The 18,286-nt window shown below is 46.4% G+C and carries 15 protein-coding genes; 10 read left to right on the plus strand and 5 right to left on the minus strand.

Annotation, left to right across the window (positions count from 1 at the left end; genetic code table 11):
* Positions 1–453: 453 nt before the first annotated feature.
* Both typA and R2S67_RS16705 read left to right on the plus strand, forming a co-directional pair.
* Complete coding sequence (typA, locus tag R2S67_RS16700) at positions 454–2,283, plus strand: translational GTPase TypA (protein WP_046874152.1); 1,830 nt, start codon at positions 454–456, stop codon at positions 2,281–2,283.
* Between the two features lie 80 nt (positions 2,284–2,363).
* Positions 2,364–2,906, plus strand: a complete 543-nt coding sequence (locus tag R2S67_RS16705; protein WP_317345829.1) for an AAA family ATPase — start codon at positions 2,364–2,366, stop codon at positions 2,904–2,906.
* 31 nt (positions 2,907–2,937) lie between these two features.
* Here the strand turns inward: R2S67_RS16705 and R2S67_RS16710 are convergent, their stop codons facing one another.
* On the minus strand, positions 2,938–3,579 hold the full coding sequence (locus R2S67_RS16710) for a DUF2959 domain-containing protein (RefSeq protein ID WP_006741783.1): 642 nt from the start codon (positions 3,577–3,579) through the stop codon (positions 2,938–2,940).
* 301 nt (positions 3,580–3,880) lie between these two features.
* Between R2S67_RS16710 and R2S67_RS16715 the strand changes: the two genes are divergently transcribed.
* The 3 genes from R2S67_RS16715 to R2S67_RS16725 all read left to right on the plus strand — a co-directional run bounded on the left by R2S67_RS16715 (position 3,881) and on the right by R2S67_RS16725 (position 6,255).
* Positions 3,881–4,825, plus strand: a complete 945-nt coding sequence (locus tag R2S67_RS16715; protein WP_005379281.1) for a virulence factor BrkB family protein — start codon at positions 3,881–3,883, stop codon at positions 4,823–4,825.
* Positions 4,797–5,231 (plus strand): D-aminoacyl-tRNA deacylase, encoded by a 435-nt coding sequence (dtd, locus tag R2S67_RS16720; protein WP_012841223.1) that lies wholly within the window; start codon positions 4,797–4,799, stop codon positions 5,229–5,231. Before R2S67_RS16715 ends, dtd begins: the two co-directional genes overlap by 29 nt.
* Before the next feature lie 106 nt (positions 5,232–5,337).
* A complete protein-coding gene (locus tag R2S67_RS16725; RefSeq protein WP_005395003.1) occupies positions 5,338–6,255 on the plus strand; it encodes a bifunctional GNAT family N-acetyltransferase/hotdog fold thioesterase in 918 nt (305 codons plus the stop codon).
* Positions 6,256–6,268: 13 nt separating this feature from the next.
* Here R2S67_RS16725 and R2S67_RS16730 read toward each other — a convergent pair whose 3' ends face one another.
* From R2S67_RS16730 to hslR, 4 genes are all read right to left on the minus strand, one after another.
* Complete coding sequence (locus tag R2S67_RS16730) at positions 6,269–8,362, minus strand: AsmA family protein (RefSeq protein ID WP_317345834.1); 2,094 nt, start codon at positions 8,360–8,362, stop codon at positions 6,269–6,271.
* A gap of 193 nt (positions 8,363–8,555) precedes the next feature.
* Positions 8,556–10,184, minus strand: coding sequence for a phosphoenolpyruvate carboxykinase (ATP) (gene pckA, locus R2S67_RS16735; protein ID WP_047009389.1), 1,629 nt, complete (start codon positions 10,182–10,184; stop codon positions 8,556–8,558).
* A gap of 337 nt (positions 10,185–10,521) precedes the next feature.
* The gene (hslO, locus tag R2S67_RS16740; protein WP_046874147.1) at positions 10,522–11,397 is read right to left on the minus strand and encodes an Hsp33 family molecular chaperone HslO; all 876 of its coding nucleotides are present in this window, start codon (positions 11,395–11,397) and stop codon (positions 10,522–10,524) included.
* Positions 11,398–11,428: 31 nt separating this feature from the next.
* The gene (gene hslR, locus R2S67_RS16745) at positions 11,429–11,815 is read right to left on the minus strand and encodes a ribosome-associated heat shock protein Hsp15 (protein WP_031780440.1); all 387 of its coding nucleotides are present in this window, start codon (positions 11,813–11,815) and stop codon (positions 11,429–11,431) included.
* A 253-nt stretch (positions 11,816–12,068) separates the two neighbouring features.
* Between hslR and gspC the strand changes: the two genes are divergently transcribed.
* Genes gspC through gspG form a run of 5 tightly spaced genes read left to right on the plus strand, consistent with a single transcriptional unit; the run spans position 12,069 to position 18,269 of the window.
* A complete protein-coding gene (gene gspC / locus R2S67_RS16750) occupies positions 12,069–12,992 on the plus strand; it encodes a type II secretion system protein GspC (protein WP_006741787.1) in 924 nt (307 codons plus the stop codon).
* 36 nt (positions 12,993–13,028) lie between these two features.
* Positions 13,029–15,047 (plus strand): type II secretion system secretin GspD, encoded by a 2,019-nt coding sequence (gene gspD / locus R2S67_RS16755; protein ID WP_005394995.1) that lies wholly within the window; start codon positions 13,029–13,031, stop codon positions 15,045–15,047.
* Positions 15,047–16,549, plus strand: coding sequence for a type II secretion system ATPase GspE (gene gspE / locus R2S67_RS16760; protein WP_005394994.1), 1,503 nt, complete (start codon positions 15,047–15,049; stop codon positions 16,547–16,549). The genes gspD and gspE overlap by 1 nt, the downstream gene beginning before the upstream one ends.
* Positions 16,549–17,766, plus strand: a complete 1,218-nt coding sequence (gspF, locus tag R2S67_RS16765; RefSeq protein WP_005394987.1) for a type II secretion system inner membrane protein GspF — start codon at positions 16,549–16,551, stop codon at positions 17,764–17,766. The genes gspE and gspF overlap by 1 nt, the downstream gene beginning before the upstream one ends.
* Positions 17,767–17,825: 59 nt before the next feature.
* The gene (gene gspG, locus R2S67_RS16770) at positions 17,826–18,269 is read left to right on the plus strand and encodes a type II secretion system major pseudopilin GspG (protein WP_005394985.1); all 444 of its coding nucleotides are present in this window, start codon (positions 17,826–17,828) and stop codon (positions 18,267–18,269) included.
* Positions 18,270–18,286 lie beyond the last annotated feature (17 nt).

The following is an 18,286-nucleotide window of genomic DNA, read 5'->3' on the forward strand; positions in this document are numbered from 1 at the left end:
AATTTGACTTTTCATTAATCGATGCTGTTTTAACTAAAGCCAAAACCGTGCCAAAAAAAATATTCCATTAATTTCAAGCAATTGTGTTTTTTGGCGCTAGCTTGGTGCAGATGATTGCACCAAAATGATCTTTACTTGCACTATTGTGGTGCGGAAAATCATTATTGCACCATAATGTGACAGGTGCATTGCTTATTCAGCCCAGTTTTTGAGCAAGAGTCAATTTGAATTATGCATCGATTGGAATAAAGTTGCGTTTAATCAATTCGTTCCGAGGAAGAAAATGGGCATTAAGCGTAAAAATCGCAGAAATGCTCGGGAGTAGATCACATATTTCTAGGCTTTTTGCTAAAATCTGGTACATTATGGCCGTTTTTTTAATCAGCAAATGTCGCCAGAGAGCACCCGTTCTCAGCGTGGGGGCATTTCATCTATCTAAGTGAATCAATATCCATGGCTACTCCACAGATTGATAAATTAAGAAATATCGCGATCATCGCGCACGTTGACCACGGTAAAACCACGTTGGTTGACAAGCTGCTACAACAATCAGGCACGCTTGAGTCTCGCGGTGAAGCTGAAGAGCGAGTCATGGACTCGAACGACATCGAGAAAGAGCGCGGTATTACCATTCTTGCTAAAAACACAGCAATCGACTGGAACGATTACCGTATCAACATCGTAGATACTCCGGGACACGCGGACTTCGGTGGCGAAGTTGAACGTATCATGTCGATGGTAGACTCTGTACTACTTATCGTTGACGCGGTTGATGGTCCAATGCCTCAAACGCGTTTCGTAACACAAAAAGCGTTTGCTCATGGTCTAAAACCAATCGTTGTTATCAACAAGATTGACCGCCCTGGCGCACGTCCTGATTGGGTTATGGACCAAGTGTTCGACCTATTTGACAACCTAGGCGCTTCTGACGAACAGTTAGACTTTAAAGTGGTTTACGCTTCTGCTCTTAACGGTTGGGCTTCTCTAGAAGAAGGCGAAACTGGCGAGAACATGGAACCGCTATTCGAAACTATCGTTGGCGAAGTAGCTGCACCAGAAGTTGACCTAGATGGTCCACTACAGATGCAAATCTCTCAGTTGGATTACAGCTCTTACGTTGGCGTTATCGGCGTTGGCCGTGTAACTCGTGGTAGCGTTAAGCCAAACCAGCAAGTAACGGTTGTTGGTGCAGACGGCAAAACTCGCAACGGCAAAGTGGGCACAGTAATGGGCTACCTAGGCCTAGAGCGTCACGAAGTTGAGCAAGCTAACGCGGGTGATATCATTGCAATCACTGGTCTTGGCGAGCTTAAAATCTCTGACACTATCTGTGCACAAAACGCAGTAGAAGCACTACCAGCACTGTCTGTTGATGAACCAACAGTAACCATGACGTTCCAAGTAAACACGTCTCCATTCGCTGGTAAAGAAGGTAAGTTCGTCACTTCACGTAACATCCTTGAGCGTCTAGAGAAGGAACTGGTACACAACGTTGCACTGCGCGTTGAACAAACAGACGATCCAGACAAATTCCGCGTATCAGGCCGTGGTGAGCTTCACCTGTCTATCCTGATCGAAAACATGCGTCGTGAAGGATTCGAGCTTGCCGTATCTCGTCCAGAAGTAATCATCAAAGAAGAAGATGGTCAGCTAATGGAACCGTTTGAAACGGTAACTATCGACGTAATGGAAGAGCACCAAGGCGGTATCATGGAGAATATCGGCCTACGTAAAGGTGAGCTGAAAGATATGGCTCCAGACGGTAAAGGCCGTGTACGTATGGACTTCATCATGCCATCTCGTGGTCTGATCGGCTTCCAAACGGAATTCATGACACTGACTTCTGGTTCTGGTCTTCTATACCATACGTTTGACCACTACGGCCCACACAAAGGCGGTAACATCGGTCAGCGTATCAACGGTGTTCTGATTGCTAACGCTGCGGGTAAAGCGCTAACTAACGCACTGTTCAACCTTCAAGAACGTGGTCGTCTATTTATCGGTCACGGTGTGGAAGTTTACGAAGGCATGGTTATCGGTATTCACAGCCGCGACAACGACCTAACAGTAAACGCACTGAAAGGTAAGCAGCTAACCAACGTTCGTGCATCTGGTACAGATGACGCACAGGTTCTAACTCCGCCAATCATCATGACACTAGAGCAAGCGCTTGAGTTCATCGATGACGATGAGCTAGTAGAAGTAACACCTGAAAGCATCCGTATCCGTAAGAAATTCCTAACGGAAAGCGATCGTAAACGTGCTTCTCGTGGCGCGAAATAATTTTCGTTAAGCGATTCAATTAAGAAGAAGCCCTGAGTTATGCTCAGGGTTTTTTGTATCTAGAGAATGAACATATCAGCATGAAGCCAATTGTGATTACTGGTGGCCCTGGTGCGGGGAAAACCACCCTACTGAATGCATTAGAGCGGCAAGGGTATGCGACGTTTGCAGAGAGCTCTCGTACGCTGATTGAACAGCAAAGCCAGTTAGACGACGGTATCTTGCCGTGGACGAACCTGCCTGAGTTTGCTCAATTGTGTCTCGACTTGATGAGCAAGCAAAAGAGTGATGCGCGTTGTCATGACGTTGCGTTTGTTGATCGCGCCATCCCAGACATCATTGCTTACTTACAAGTGGGCGGTTGTAAGGTTGACCAAGCTTTCTTAACCGAAAGTGCTGGGTACCATAGTCAGGTGTTTACTTGTCGACCTGAAGCATCCATTTACGTGCAAGATGAAGTGCGTCCACACAGCTTTGAAGAAGCATTGGAGATTCATCAATCCTTAGTGGATATCTATGCTGAGTTGGGTTACGAAGTGGTAGAAGTGCCATGGGGCAGTGTGCTAGAACGAGTAGGCTTTGTTCGAAGAGTCATCGGTTTAGTTGGTGAGGTCGCAGACTAAAACCTCCTCGCTAGGAGGAGGTTTGAATCATTTACTTTTGATTGAGCTTTTGTAGGAACTTATCAGACTCTGCAATCGCTTCGTTCATTTGTTTGATGGCAAACTGAATGTCTTTCTCTAAGCTAGAGAACTCACCTTGTAGAGAGCCAATCGCACTGGCGTTAAGGTTGTGTTTCAAGTACAACGTGTTGTCGCGCAGTGTATTTAGTACCGGCGTCATCTTTTTCTCTGCACGCTTCATTGCGCTAAGCATGGTTTTGTACGAGGCTTTGGTTTCACGTAGTTTTTGCTCGCTTGAGCGGCGCAATTTCGCGCTCGAGTACAGCTCTAGTTCGTCTTGCCATTCATTAAACAGTGCGCCGGAAACGTCTTCAATCGCAGCAATGCGGTCACGAACGTCTTGCGCCGCTTTTTCGCTGTCTTCGTACTTGTCATTGATTTTGTTGTAGACACTTTCTAGCTCACCACCATCAAAATTAGTGATCGCAGATAAGGCTTCGAGTGCACTGGTGAATTCTTCTTGTGCATCTTGTTGAGATTCTTTGGCATCTTCAACGCGGTCGACCATAATATCTCGTTTATGGTACCCAACTTGCTCCATCGCTGAGTAATAAGCAGATTGACACCCTGTTAAAGTGAAAATTGATAGTACAATTGCTAATAAATAAGGCATTCTTATGTCCTCGACAATAGGGTCTGCCGACCTTTTGTGGTTGTTTTTTGTTCGATATAAAAGCGTTTTAATCGCGGCGAGAGGGTTGTAGCATAGTCATTCTAAGCAAAACGCCTCTCAACAAAGAGTAAAACGCTTCTAGACGAACCCTTCGGGCAGCGCTTGTGGTTTCTTTCTACTGCGTTATCGGCTTCTCTGGTAGGTTAACTACAATTCAAAGCCTCTGCCTTGTATAAAGAACCCACAAACTGCTGCAAAAATCAGCTCAAAAGGTCAACAGACCCTTATTATGGGATGAACTATGAACCAGTTATCAGAGAGTTACAAGGCAAGATTAATCAATCTACTGCCAAGTTGCGTCGCGTTTTTTAAGTATCTTCTTAAGCGATTAACGCATGATCGCGTCAATGTGAACGCGGGCTATCTTGCCTACATTACCTTGTTATCCATCGTGCCAATGCTGACGGTATTGTTATCAATATTGTCGAAATTTCCCGTTTTTGCGAACGTCGGTGAGGTGTTGCAAGGCTACATTATTGAGAATTTTGTTCCGGCATCTGGGGAAGCTGTACATACGGCATTGCAGGAATTTGTGGCGAATACGGGTAAAATGAGCGCGGTTGGCGGTGGGTTTTTATTCATTGCTGCAGTCATGCTGATTTCGAACATTGATAAGAACTTAAACTACATTTGGCGAGTTAAAGACAAGCGCCGTTTAGTCTTTTCATTCTCTATGTATTGGATGGTACTCACGTTAGGGCCGATCATGGTCGGTGCGAGTATTGCGGCGACGTCGTACGTGACCTCACTGCAAATTTTAGAGAACGAGACATTATCTGGTGCGTTTAATCTGTTTTTACGTTGGTTACCGCTGTTGTTGTCTTTTTTCGCTTTCCTTGGCTTATATATTCTGGTGCCGAATAAAAAAGTGCACCTGGCTCATGGCGCGATGGGGGCAGCAGTCGCTGCGATACTGTTCGAATTAAGTAAAAAGGGCTTTGCACTCTACATCACGCAGTTCCCGTCTTATCAGCTCATTTACGGCGCGTTAGCCGCGATTCCTATCTTGTTTGTTTGGGTGTATTTATGCTGGATGATCGTGTTATTGGGTGCGGAAGTCACAGCTGCGCTTGGTGAGAGAGAGCACTGGAGTGAAGATTTAGACATGATACACTCGACCGCTGAATCTCAGTTAACAGATGAAGGAAGCGAGAGTAGTGATAGCGCTAATTCAACGAGTCAGTGAAGCTGCCGTCCGTGTGGATGGTGAAGTCGTAGGGGAAATTGATCGTGGTCTGCTGGTCTTATTAGGAGTAGAGAAAGACGACGATGAGGCCAAAGCAAAACGCTTGATGGAGCGTGTTACGACCTACCGCGTGTTCGAAGATGATGAAGGTAAGATGAACCTGAACGTCAAACAGGTAGAAGGCAAAGTGCTGGTGGTTTCTCAATTTACGTTACCTGCGGATACAAAAAAAGGCACTCGTGCTGGCTTTTCTCGCGGTGCGCATCCTGCTGATGCTGAGCGCTTGTATGATTACTTTTCTGATTTGTGTGAACAAGTTTTACCCACACAGCGTGGCCGCTTCGCTGCCGATATGAAAGTGTCCTTAGTGAATGACGGTCCGGTGACGTTTTGGTTGCAGGTCTAGTCTGGTAACACCAGTGCCATGGTCTAAGCTTTAACTCCAAGCTCATGGAATTGGCTTGGAGTGATTTTCCCGACATTTATTAGTGTTGTGCTTTCAAAGGATTGATATGTTCAAACTCATTACTCCCAAAACCGATAATCAGATAAACAAGTATTATCAGTTTCGCTGGCAACTGCTTCGTGAGCCATGGCGTATGCCAATTGGCTCTGAACGCGATGAATACGATGAAATGAGCCATCACCGTATGATTGTTGATGGTCGAGGGCGTCCTATGGCGATCGGTCGTTTATACATTACGCCGGATAATGATGGCCAAATCCGCTATATGGCGGTTAAAAATAATCGCCGCAGTAAGGGGATGGGCTCGCTGGTTCTGGTCGCGCTAGAGTCGTTAGCACGCCAAGAAGGGGCGAAGCGCTTGGTGTGTAATGCCCGTGAAGATGCCATCGCCTTTTACGAGAAAAATGGCTTTGAGCGTCGCGGTGAACTAACCGACGAGCGCGGTCCTGTGCGTCACCAACAAATGGTGAAACCATTGGATCCGATGGCGAATGTGTTACGTCGCCCAGAATGGTGCACTGAACTTCAGCAGCGCTGGGAGCAACAGATCCCAATTAGCGACAAAATGGGGATCAAAATTAACCAGTACACGGGTTATCAGTTTGAATGCTGCGCGCAACTTAATCCGAACCTTAATCCGCATAACACCATGTTTGCGGGGTCGGCTTTTACTTTAGCCACCTTGACGGGGTGGGGTATGACGTGGCTGCTGCTTAAAGAGCGCGGTCTGCATGGTGATATTGTGTTGGCCGACAGTTCGATTCGTTATCGTCAACCAGTCGAGCAAAACCCTGTGGCGAGCACTTCGTTGGATGGGATCAGTGGTGACCTAGATCGACTGGAGTCAGGGCGCAAAGCACGCATCGTCATTCACGTGGTGATTTATAGTGGCGACACGCCAGCCGTAGATTTTGTTGGTACCTATATGCTGATACCGAACTATTCGCAATTACTCAGTTGTTAATTGAGAGGGCGCCTTACTGATCTGTAGGGCGCTTATTCTTTTCGCTTTCTTGCTCTGTCGGTGGGAGGATGTGTTCCTCTGTGGTGGGATCAGTGACAGATGCTTCGTCTTCTTCGACAATTTCTTCGGAAAGCTCTTCCTCTTGAATCTCCACATTGATGTTATCAATCGCAGTTGGCAGCTCCATGGCTGATTCACTTGTTTGTGGAGTACTTTCAACATCAGCCGGTTCTTTTGGAGCTGGTGCTTTTAAACACTCATTATGATGGATTTCGCCACTGAGTAGATCGCCTTCAACGCTCCCGCACGACTCTTTCCATTGATAAACAATGCCACTTAGCGGGTTGTTGGCCATATCAAACTCGCCCCAAACCCTACCACTCATAGCTTTCCCTGAAATGGTGACTGGTTCTATGGCGACTTCCCCTCGTTGTGCGGTTAAACGCAGCGGACTTAAGGTAATGGCTTTGAGAGAATGATTCGCTTGGGACTTTAAACGGGTATCTCGTAGGTTGGCTTCCACTTCACCCGATAAGCTGTAGGCCAGCATGTTGCGATCACCTGATAACCCTTGTAGATCGAGGCTGAGATCGGAAAAACCATCAATAGCCAGTGTGTCGGGTAAATAATCGTGGAAGAGTGATAAGGGAATACCATCAGCATTGAGGTTGAGCGCCCAAGGCTGACTCGGAGTACTTAGGTCTATCTGTCCGATGCCTTCTACGTAGCCTTGCTCGAGTGGTGCAAAAAGGCGTGTCAGTTGCCAAAAGCCATTCTCACTTTGCATGGCAAGTGCAGCATGAGACGTGAGCACTTGGTTATAACTGGCGTTGACAACGCTGACTTCCAGTTCTCCTTGCCAGAGGCCCCAACGTTGACCTAACAGCTTAAGATCAAGCTGCTGCCCTTCGATGTTTAAACCGGAGAACTGCCAATAAGGTTCGTGAGATAGCTGAATAATTTGGCTGCGTTCGATGTCGAGTCGTTGGATTGTGACATGATCTAACTTACTGATGGCGGCGTGCCACCAGTTTTGGTTATCTTCAGGTTGTATTGCCCACTTGAGGCCTTGAATGGAGGCTTCTTCGAGTTGCCATTGCGTTGGAGTGAACACCCCAGAGACCTGCACACGACCTTGCTGCCAATCTAAGCTGAGATCGTTGAGCTGGATTTTTCCAGGCTCAATAACAGCACTTAAACGCGGCTCTATTGCGGTTTGCTGTTGGAATCGGACGCTATCCGCCTGCAATGAAACTTGGGCCTTTGTCTCCCAGGGAGACAGTGGCAGTGTGGCGTTTTCTACTGAGAGCTCTAAGTTTTGCCAGTGCCAATCGCCCCATTCAATATCGGCGTTCAGTAAGTCTAAGCTATTAATGTGATTAATCTTGAATGGTATTGCTTGCCAAGGCTTAGCAAGCAGTGATTGGAGCTGGATATGATTGAGTTGCAACTTATTGATGGTCACATTCACTAAAGACCAGCCTTGTGGATACTGCTCGCCTTGCCCTGAAATTTGACTGTTACGCCAGTTAAATGAAGTGCCATAGAGCGTACTGTCTTGCGGTTTGTAGTCCATGTCGACCAAGACCTGATTAAAGGCTTCGCCATTCCAATAGATCTGGTCGGCTGCAAGTTGAACCTCGCCATATGGTATTAACTGGCCATTCCATTGTGGTGATTGAATTTGAAGGTCAATGCCATTACCAGAAAACTGCTCGTCGGCGTAATCAATATTTTTGAGCGCGATTTGATGGAACAAAACGTTATCTAAAGGCGGGAGCTTTGGCGCGCCATACTGCAAATTAAGTCCATCAATCAATAAGCTATCAACGATCCATTTACCATCGCGATAAACATCGGGATTCATCCATAAATCGACTTGCTCGATATAAGAAGCGTCGTCTACGTTTGTGTTCACACCCTGTAAAGTTAGGTGGTAGGGAAAATCGTAACGCACGCTTTCTGCTTGAAAGGGCAGGGAGAGGCTGTTTGATAGCAGACGCCAAGTTGCATCGGCGTAAGATGTTGTTAACAGCGCAATCATTGTGGCCGGAATGGCAACTAAGATAACCAGTAACAGAATTAGAACTCGACGCGCTGTTTTCATCCCTGCTAGAACCTACGTTTGCTATTAAATAAAACTAGATAGGCTTTAGCTTGTATCAATATTCTGCGGTATTCAATAAAAAGCCCCTCAAAAGAGGGGCTTGAAGCGGTTTTTTTGTAACTTGGTCTACGTAAAAGTGATAAGTGGCTGCCCACTTACCACTGTGGTTTACGCGACGTCGTTGTTACTCGATTTAATCAATCTGAGGGCCAGCGGCAACCAGAGATTTACCTTCCGCATTGTCCGTGTATTTATCAAAGTTATTGATAAAGCGTTCAGCCAAGTCTTTCGCTTTGCTTTCCCACTGAAGTGGATCAACGTATGTGTCACGAGGGTCTAGAATGCTTGGATCCACACCTGGTAGTGAAGTCGGTACTTCAAGATTGAAGATAGGAATGTGCTTAGTTGGTGCATCTTCAATCGAACCATCAAGAATCGCATCAATAATTCCGCGCGTATCTTGAATCGAGATACGTTTGCCAGTGCCGTTCCAACCTGTGTTCACTAGGTAAGCCTCAGCGCCTGCTGCTTCCATACGTTTAACCAGTACTTCTGCGTATTTAGTTGGGTGAAGCGTTAGGAACGCAGCGCCAAAACATGCAGAGAAGGTTGGTGTTGGCTCAGTAATACCACGCTCTGTTCCTGCCAATTTTGCAGTAAAGCCAGATAGGAAGTGGTACTTAGTTTGCTCAGGTGTCAATTTAGACACTGGAGGTAGCACACCAAATGCGTCCGCCGATAGGAAGATCACTTTATTCGCGTGACCGCCTTTTGATACTGGCTTAACGATGTTATCGATATGGTAGATAGGGTAAGAAACACGAGTGTTTTCTGTTTTCGAACCATCATCAAAGTCGATAGAACCATCGCTACGTACCGTTACGTTTTCTAGCAGTGCATCACGGCGAATTGCGTTGTAGATGTCTGGCTCCGCTTCTTTCGATAGCTTGATGGTTTTCGCGTAACAACCACCTTCGAAGTTGAAGACGCCGTCATCATCCCAACCGTGCTCATCATCACCAATTAACGCACGTTTAGGATCAGTCGATAGTGTGGTTTTACCCGTACCAGAGAGACCAAAGAATACCGCTACGTCGCCGTCTTTGCCCATGTTAGCGCTACAGTGCATTGATGCGATGTCTTTTAGAGGAAGGAAGTAGTTCATCATTGCGAACATGCCTTTCTTCATCTCACCGCCGTACCAAGTACCACCGATAAGTTGCATGCGCTCGGTTAGGTTAAATACGGTGAAGTTTTCTGAGTTCAGACCTTGCTCTTCCCATTTTGGGTTAGTGCATTTTGCGCCATTCATTACCACGAAGTCTGGTTCAAATGTTGTCAATTCTTCTTCTGTTGGGCGGATAAACATGTTTTTAACGAAGTGCGCTTGCCATGCGACTTCCGTGATAACACGAATGCTCAAACGCGTATCTGGGTTTGCACCACAGTAACCGTCAACAACAAACAAGCGTTTGTTAGAAAGCTGGTTTGTGACCAGTTCTTTCAGCTCGTCCCACACTTCTGGAGTGATTGGTTTGTTGTCATTTTTTACTTGATCAGACGTCCACCACATATGCTCTTCTGTCGTAGCGTCTTTGACGATGTATTTATCTTTTGGTGAGCGACCAGTAAAGATGCCAGTGTCAACGGCAACCGCACCTAGTTCAGTAACCACGCCACGCTCATAACCTGTTAGGTCTTCACGCGTTTCTTCCTCAAACAACATTTCGTAGCTAGGGTTGCGAATAACCTCTTTAACGTTATGCAGTCCGTGCTTGGTTAGATCAAGTGTTGCAGCCTTAGTATGTTCCATAACGGTCATAGGTGCTCCTTATAAGGATTTTTGTAGGGATTTTGTAAGAATGTTTTAATTTTAATCTGCTCACCATGCTAGCAACGGGGCGGGGAGAAAACAGGGAGATAGCTCAAAATTTATCCATGATTTCAATAAGGTTTTAGGTAACCCGTCACATATTGGTGGGAATAGTTTATCGTGCACGCAATCCTTTGCGCTAGGGCAAAATCATTATTAATTGTTTAAAATTAAGCAGTTGTTTTATTACGCTTGAAGCGAGGCATTACGAGGGGTTGATCACAAAAATGCCAGCATTAAGCTGGCATTTTGTAGGGTAAATTACGTGCTTGATAAGCTATGTAAATTAATGCAGGGTTTTCTTGTCCGCAGAAGCTTGTGCATACAGCTCGGTGACTTCCGCTTCGTCGAACGTATAGGTCGTGCCACAGTAATCACAATGTAAAGAAACGGATCCTACTTCAGCCAAAATGTCATAAATTTCAGCTTTCTCAACGGTGATGATAGCGGCACCACTACGATCACGAGAACAGCCACAATGGAATTCGACAGGTTGCGGTTCGTAAAGGCGCACTTTGTCTTGGTTATATAGGCGGTATAGTAGTTCGTTAGCTTCTAGACCAAATAGCTCTTCATCTTTTACCGTGTCAGTCAGTTGCTCTAGATGCTCGAAATCATCTGGTGAACCAGTGCCATCAGGGATTACTTGAATCAACATACCTGCTGCGTGGGCTTTACCTTCATGCTCGCCCGTGCGGATCCATAGGCGCGTTTTTAGCTGCTCTGAGTTTGCAAAGTAGCCTTCTAGTACGTCGGCTAGAGTATCACCTTCTAATCCAACGACACCTTGGTAACGCTCACCGTTTTTCGGTTCGATAGTGATAACGAGGTAACCTTTGCCCATGAGATCGTGGAGGCTTGCATCATCGGCAATATCGCCTTCCCAGCGAGCCACGCCACGAACGCGTTGCTTGTGGTCACCGTTGATAACGGCAAGAGATACAGGGCCGTCGCCTTGTAGCTGAATGGTGATTGAGCCTTCGAACTTAAGAGTGGCAGTTAAAAGAGTGGTTGAAACGAGTAGCTCACCCAGCAGTTTCTCTATTGCTGCCGGATATTCCTTGCTGGAGATAACACGTTGGTACGCTTCATCCAATTGTACCAACTCGCCACGTACTGAAAGATCTTCGAATAGGTAGCGGTTTAAAACATTATTTGCCATGGAGTGCTTTCCTCGTTGGTAATTCCGGCTTTTATTGGTGTTTGAACTTAATGATGTCTCTGCGCTGCTTTTTATCTGGGCGGCGTTCTGGACTTGGGTTGTGGGCATTAAGCTTACGTTGAGTCGCGTGTTCCTCACGTTTCGCTATACTTTCATTAGTTTCGCGATACAAGGTCTGTGCGATGGGAGCGCCTCGGCGTTGATCAGAAATTTTTTCGATGATCACCGTTTTTTCTTCGTTGCCTTGACGAAGTCTTACTTCGGCGCCCACTTCAACGATTTTACTCGGTTTGCTTCGTTGGCCATTATAGTGGACTTTACCACCATCGACCATGTTACGAGCGATAGAGCGGGTTTTATAAAATCTTGCGGCCCATAGCCATTTATCTAGCCTAACGGCTTCATTTAGGGAACTCATAGAACACTACGCTATCTAATCACTGCCCGAATATGGCAATGAGTGATGGATTATTCACCTACAGATGGAGTCAAGGCGTATTTTTTTCAAGGGAGTTGGCAAAAACTGCATAAGAAAAAGGTATGAAAGACAACTTGTGATATAGTTCACTGCTCTTTGTTGAGTAATAATTTTATTGCAAATTTAGCAATTTAAAGTCGATAGCTATTGTTATAGCTTAAATGACGAACGTTAGAATAAAGGAATCCATTCAGTGAAACGTTTAGAGCTAAGTGCAGGATTATCAAGCAGACCGCTACTGGCTCAGATCAAGTCCAATAATTATACAATTCAAGCCAAACTTAGCTTGTTGCTCACCTGTCTGTTTATTGCGATAACCGGATGGATACTTGGCAAAATTGTATGGTTAGCCATACCTCAATCGTCGGAAGTGCCGCAATGGCGTCCATCGACGAGCAGCGTTGTTGCGAGCAATAAAGGCGACGCGATAGATTTTAATGCCCTTCAGAATGCCAACCTATTCGGTAAATTCACTGAACAAAAGCCTGCCGTTGTAGAACAACCTGTTGTTAAAGACGCTCCTAAGACGCGCCTTAACCTTACACTGGTTGGCGCGGTTGCAAGCAGTGATGCGAATACCAGCCTTGCTGTCATTGCCAACCGCGGTAAGCAAGCAACGTATGGTTTAGGTGAAGAAATTGAAGGTACGCGTGCGACACTAAAAGCCGTATTAGTGGATCGCGTCATCATTGATAACCAAGGTCGAGACGAGACCTTAATGATGCAGGGTATAGAATATAAGAAGCTATCTGAATCGCCGCAGATAGCCAGAGCCCAATCTCAACGAGCAGAAGCAGCATCTGACGTTGGAGAAAAATTAGAGCAAATCCGAGAGGAAATTGCGAAAGATCCACAAAGCGTTTTCAAATACATCACCATTTCACCCGTCAAAAGAGACGGAGGCATTGTTGGTTACCGAGTGTCACCTGGTCGTGATGCCGCGCTGTTTAATGATGTGGGTCTAGAACCTGGTGATATTGCGGTGCAGCTTAATGGGATCGATTTAAGTGACCCATCTTCTTCAGTACAACTGATGCAAGTGATGAGCGATCCGCAAGAATTAAATTTAACTGTTGAGCGCGACGGCCAACAGTACGATATCTATATCCAATTGTAAGACTTAGGCAACCGGCGTAAGTTCAGGGAGACATACGTGAAACATTGGTTCAGCAAAAGTGCTTGGCTACTAGCAGGAAGTTTACTCTGCGTCCCAGGTGCAATAGCAAACGAATTTAGTGCCAGCTTTAAAGGCACTGATATTCAAGAATTCATCAACATAGTGGGTCGTAATCTCGAAAAGACCATCATTGTTGACCCTTCAGTGCGCGGTAAAATCGATGTCCGCAGCTATGATGTGCTTAACGAAGAGCAATACTACAGCTTTTTCCTTAACGTACTCGAAGTATACGGCTACGCCGTCGTAGAAATGGACAACGGTGTACTTAAGGTTATCAAAGCGAAAGACTCAAAAACGTCAGCAATCCCTGTATTAGGTGATGGCAGCGCGCAAGGCGACAGCGTTATCACTCGAGTTGTTGCGGTGCGTAATGTGTCGGTTCGTGAGTTGTCTCCTCTACTTCGTCAACTGATTGATAATGCTGGTGCTGGTAACGTAGTTCACTACGATCCTGCGAACATCATCTTGATCACAGGTCGTGCGGCGGTCGTGAATCGCTTAGCGGAAATCATTAAGCGTGTTGACCAAGCGGGTGATAAAGAAATTGAGCTGGTGGAACTGCGCAATGCTTCTGCTGCCGAAATGGTGCGTATTGTTGAAGCACTGAATAAAAGCACCAATCAGAAGAGCACGCCAGAGTTCCTTGAGCCTAAAATTGTTGCCGATGAACGCACCAACGCGATTTTGATTTCTGGCGATCCTAAAGTACGTGCGCGTCTGAAGCGATTGATTCGTCAACTTGACGTTGAAATGGCGACCAAAGGTAACAACCGCGTGGTTTACCTGAAGAACGCGAAAGCTGAAGATTTGGTGGATGTACTAAAAGGTGTTTCCGATAACCTACAAGCTGAAAAGCAAGTCGGCCAGAAAGCGTCAGGTGCCCAGCGTGGTGAAGTGGTGATTGCTGCGCACGCAGCGACCAACGCCTTAGTATTAACGGCTCCACCAGATATCATGAATGCTCTACAAGATGTTATTGCTCAGCTTGATATTCGTCGTGCTCAAGTCTTGATTGAGGCGCTGATCGTTGAAATGTCAGAAGGTGACGGCATTAACTTAGGTGTTCAGTGGGGCTCACTGGAAACCGGTGCGGTGATTCAGTACGGTAACTCTGGTGCACCGATTGGTCAGGTAATGGTTGGTCTAGAAGAAGCAAAAGATCAAACTCGAACTGAATACTACACAAATGCGAATGGCGAACGAACGCCATATGATGTTACTGAATCTGGTGACTATTCTACTCTTGCATCAGCACTGAGCGGTGTTAACGGCGCTGCGATGAGCATCGTGATGGGGGACTGGACTGCCTTAGTCAGTGCGGTAGCGACTGACTCCAACTCAAACATTCTATCTTCTCCAAGTATCACCGTAATGGATAATGGTGAAGCATCATTTATTGTTGGTGAAGAAGTGCCTGTTATCACAGGCTCTACGGCTGGCTCAAACAACGACAATCCATTCCAAACGGTTGATCGTAAAGAAGTGGGCATCAAGCTTAAGGTTGTGCCACAAATTAACGAAGGTGACTCTGTTCAGTTAAATATTGAGCAAGAAGTGTCCAATGTGTTGGGTGCAAACGGTGCGGTTGACGTTCGATTTGCTAAGCGTCAGCTAAATACCTCAGTCATGATCCAAGATGGTCAGATGCTGGTTCTTGGTGGCTTGGTTGATGAACGTGCACTCGAAAGTGAGTCAAAAGTACCGCTACTGGGTGACATCCCAGTGCTTGGTCATCTGTTCAAATCAACCAGTACGCAAACAGAAAAGCGTAACTTGATGGTGTTCATCAAGCCGACGATTATTCGTGATGGTATGACCGCAGACGGCATTACACAGCGCAAATACAACTTTATTCGCGCAGAGCAGCTCTACAAAGCGGATCAAGGATTGAAGTTGATGGCTGACGAGAAGATCCCTGTCATGCCTGCCTTTGGCCAGGAGCGTCAGCACCCTACCGAGATCCAAGCGTTTATTGATCAAATGGAAAACAACTAATGGTTGATATGTTAGACACAGCGCCAAGTATGCGTCGTCTGCCATTCAGTTTTGCCAATCGCTTTAAACTGGTGCTGGAGACAGAGCATCCTGAGCGTCCGCCCATTCTTTACTATGTCGAGCCGCTCAACCCAGCGGCTCTGGTCGAAGTCCGTCGTGTGCTGAAGAAAAGCTTCGTGCCGCAACCTATCGATAAAGAAGCCTTCGATAAAAAGTTAACCGAAGCTTATCAGCGTGACTCGTCTGAAGCGCGTCAATTGATGGAAGACATCGGTGCCGATAGCGACGACTTTTTCTCATTGGCTGAAGAGCTGCCGCATGATGAAGACTTGCTAGAGTCAGAAGACGATGCACCAATCATTAAGTTGATCAATGCGATGTTGGGTGAAGCAATTAAAGAAGGGGCGTCGGATATTCATATCGAAACTTTCGAGAAAACCCTTTCGATTCGTTTCCGTGTCGATGGCGTATTGCGTGAAGTGCTCACACCAAGTCGTAAGCTTGCACCACTGTTAGTGTCGCGAGTGAAGGTCATGGCGAAGCTGGATATTGCAGAAAAGCGTGTACCTCAAGATGGTCGTATCTCACTGCGTATTGGTGGTCGTGCGGTTGATGTGCGTGTTTCTACAATGCCGTCGTCACATGGCGAGCGAGTAGTTATGCGTCTGTTGGATAAAAACGCGACGCGTCTCGATTTGCATAGCTTAGGTATGACGCCGTCCGTACACGACAATTTCCGTCATCTTATTCAGCGTCCTCACGGTATCATCTTGGTCACCGGCCCGACAGGTTCTGGTAAGTCGACGACTTTGTACGCTGGCTTGCAAGAGATCAACAGTAACGAACGCAATATCTTAACGGTTGAAGACCCGATCGAATTTGACATTGATGGCATCGGTCAGACTCAGGTGAATCCGAAGGTCGACATGACTTTTGCGCGTGGCTTGCGTGCCATTCTGCGTCAGGACCCTGACGTGGTGATGGTCGGTGAGATCCGTGACTTAGAAACCGCACAAATTGCAGTGCAAGCGTCCTTAACGGGTCACTTAGTAATGTCGACCCTTCACACCAACACCGCTGTTGGTGCGATCACGCGTCTACGCGATATGGGCATTGAGCCATTCCTTATTTCTTCATCGTTATTAGGTGTGTTAGCACAGCGCTTGGTTCGTACGCTTTGCCCGAGTTGCAAAGAACCGTATGAAGCCGATGCTGAACAGAAGAAACTGTTTGGTATGGAAGCACATGAACCACTAGAGCTACACCGTGCTAAGGGCTGCGAAGCGTGTAACCAAAAAGGCTACCGAGGTCGAACAGGTATCCACGAGCTCATTATGGTCGATGAGCAAGTGCAAGAATTGATTCACCGAGAGTCTGGTGAGCAAGAAATTGAGAGAGCCGTTCGCGCCCATACGCCAAGTATTCGCAGTGATGGTCTAAGCAAAGTACGTCGTGGTATTACGTCACTTGAAGAAGTGATGCGAGTGACGAAGGAAACCTAATGGCGGCATTTGAGTACAAAGCGCTAGATGCAAAAGGCAAGCATAAAAAAGGCACGATAGAAGGGGACAACGCCCGACAAGTGCGCCAGCGACTCAAAGAGCAAGGGATGATCCCGATTGAAGTGGTTGAGACGAAAGCTAAATCGGCTAAGTCTTCAGGCTCAGTCAGCTTTAAGCGCGGCATCTCAACATCTGAGCTGGCACTAATCACACGTCAATTGTCCACGTTAGTCCAATCAGGTATGCCTCTGGAAGAATGTTTGCGCGCGGTCTCTGAGCAGGCTGAAAAGCCGAGAATTCGTTCTATGCTGGCTGCGGTTCGCTCGAAAGTAACCGAGGGTTATCCGCTCGCCGACAGTTTTGCTGATTACCCTCACGTGTTTGATGAGCTCTATCGCTCCATGGTTGCGGCGGGTGAAAAGTCAGGCCATCTTGATACGGTATTAGAGCGTTTGGCGGACTACGTCGAAAACCGTCAGAAGATGCGTTCCAAACTGCTTCAAGCCATGATTTACCCGGTGGTTTTAGTGGTGTTTGCGGTTGTTATTGTTTCTTTCTTATTAGCGACAGTGGTACCCAAAATCATTGAGCCAATCATTCAGATGGGACAAGAGTTACCTCAGTCAACACAGTTCTTACTGGCAGCCAGTGAGTTTGTGCAAGATTGGGGGCTTATCATCTTCGTCGTGCTGGTGGTGTTTTTCTATGGGCTCAAACTGGCGTTGCAAAAACCAGACTTTCGCTTAGCTTGGGATAGAAAAATCTTGAGTCTACCGCTATTGGGCAAAATCTCTCGAGGTTTGAATACCGCACGATTCGCACGAACACTTTCGATTTGTACTTCCAGTGCGATTCCAATTCTAGAAGGCATGCGCGTTGCTGTGGATGTTATGTCTAATCGCTATGTGAAGCAGCAAGTGTTACTTGCTGCAGATAACGTTCGAGAAGGTGCCAGCCTGCGTAAGGCGTTAGATCAAACTCGTCTGTTTCCACCAATGATGCTACACATGATCGCCAGTGGTGAGCAAAGTGGTGAATTGGAGAGCATGTTGACGCGTGCTGCCGATAACCAAGATCAAAACTTTGAATCTACAGTCAATATTGCGTTAGGCGTATTCACTCCGGCATTAATTGCCTTAATGGCTGGATTAGTGTTGTTCATTGTGATGGCGACCTTGATGCCAATGCTAGAAATGAATAACTTGATGAGCGGATAAATTCGAATTAAGACGTGTCTACTTACGGCATGGCTTGAATCTAACTTTCGGAGAAAAAAATGAAATTTAAACGTAGTAAACAACACGGTTTCACACTTTTAGAAGTGATGGTTGTTGTCGTTATCCTTGGTATTTTGGCAAGTTTCGTTGTTCCAAACCTATTGGGTAACAAAGAGAAGGCTGACCAACAAAAAGCGATTACGGACATCGTAGCGCTGGAAAATGCCCTAGATATGTACAAGTTGGATAACAGCGTTTACCCAACGACAGACCAAGGCCTGGAAGCATTAGTTAGCAAGCCTTCTAACCCAGAGCCTCGCAACTACCGTGATGGCGGTTACATCAAACGTCTTCCTAATGACCCTTGGGGTAACCAGTACCAGTACCTAAGCCCAGGCGATAACGGTACGATTGACATCTTCACTCTAGGCGCAGATGGCCAAGAGGGTGGAGAAGGTCCAGCTGCAGATATTGGCAACTGGAACATGCAAGATTTCCAATAAATAGAGCCTAAGCCAGC

This window comes from Vibrio sp. T13N, from assembly GCF_032970445.1.
Lineage (GTDB): Bacteria > Pseudomonadota > Gammaproteobacteria > Enterobacterales > Vibrionaceae > Vibrio > Vibrio diabolicus.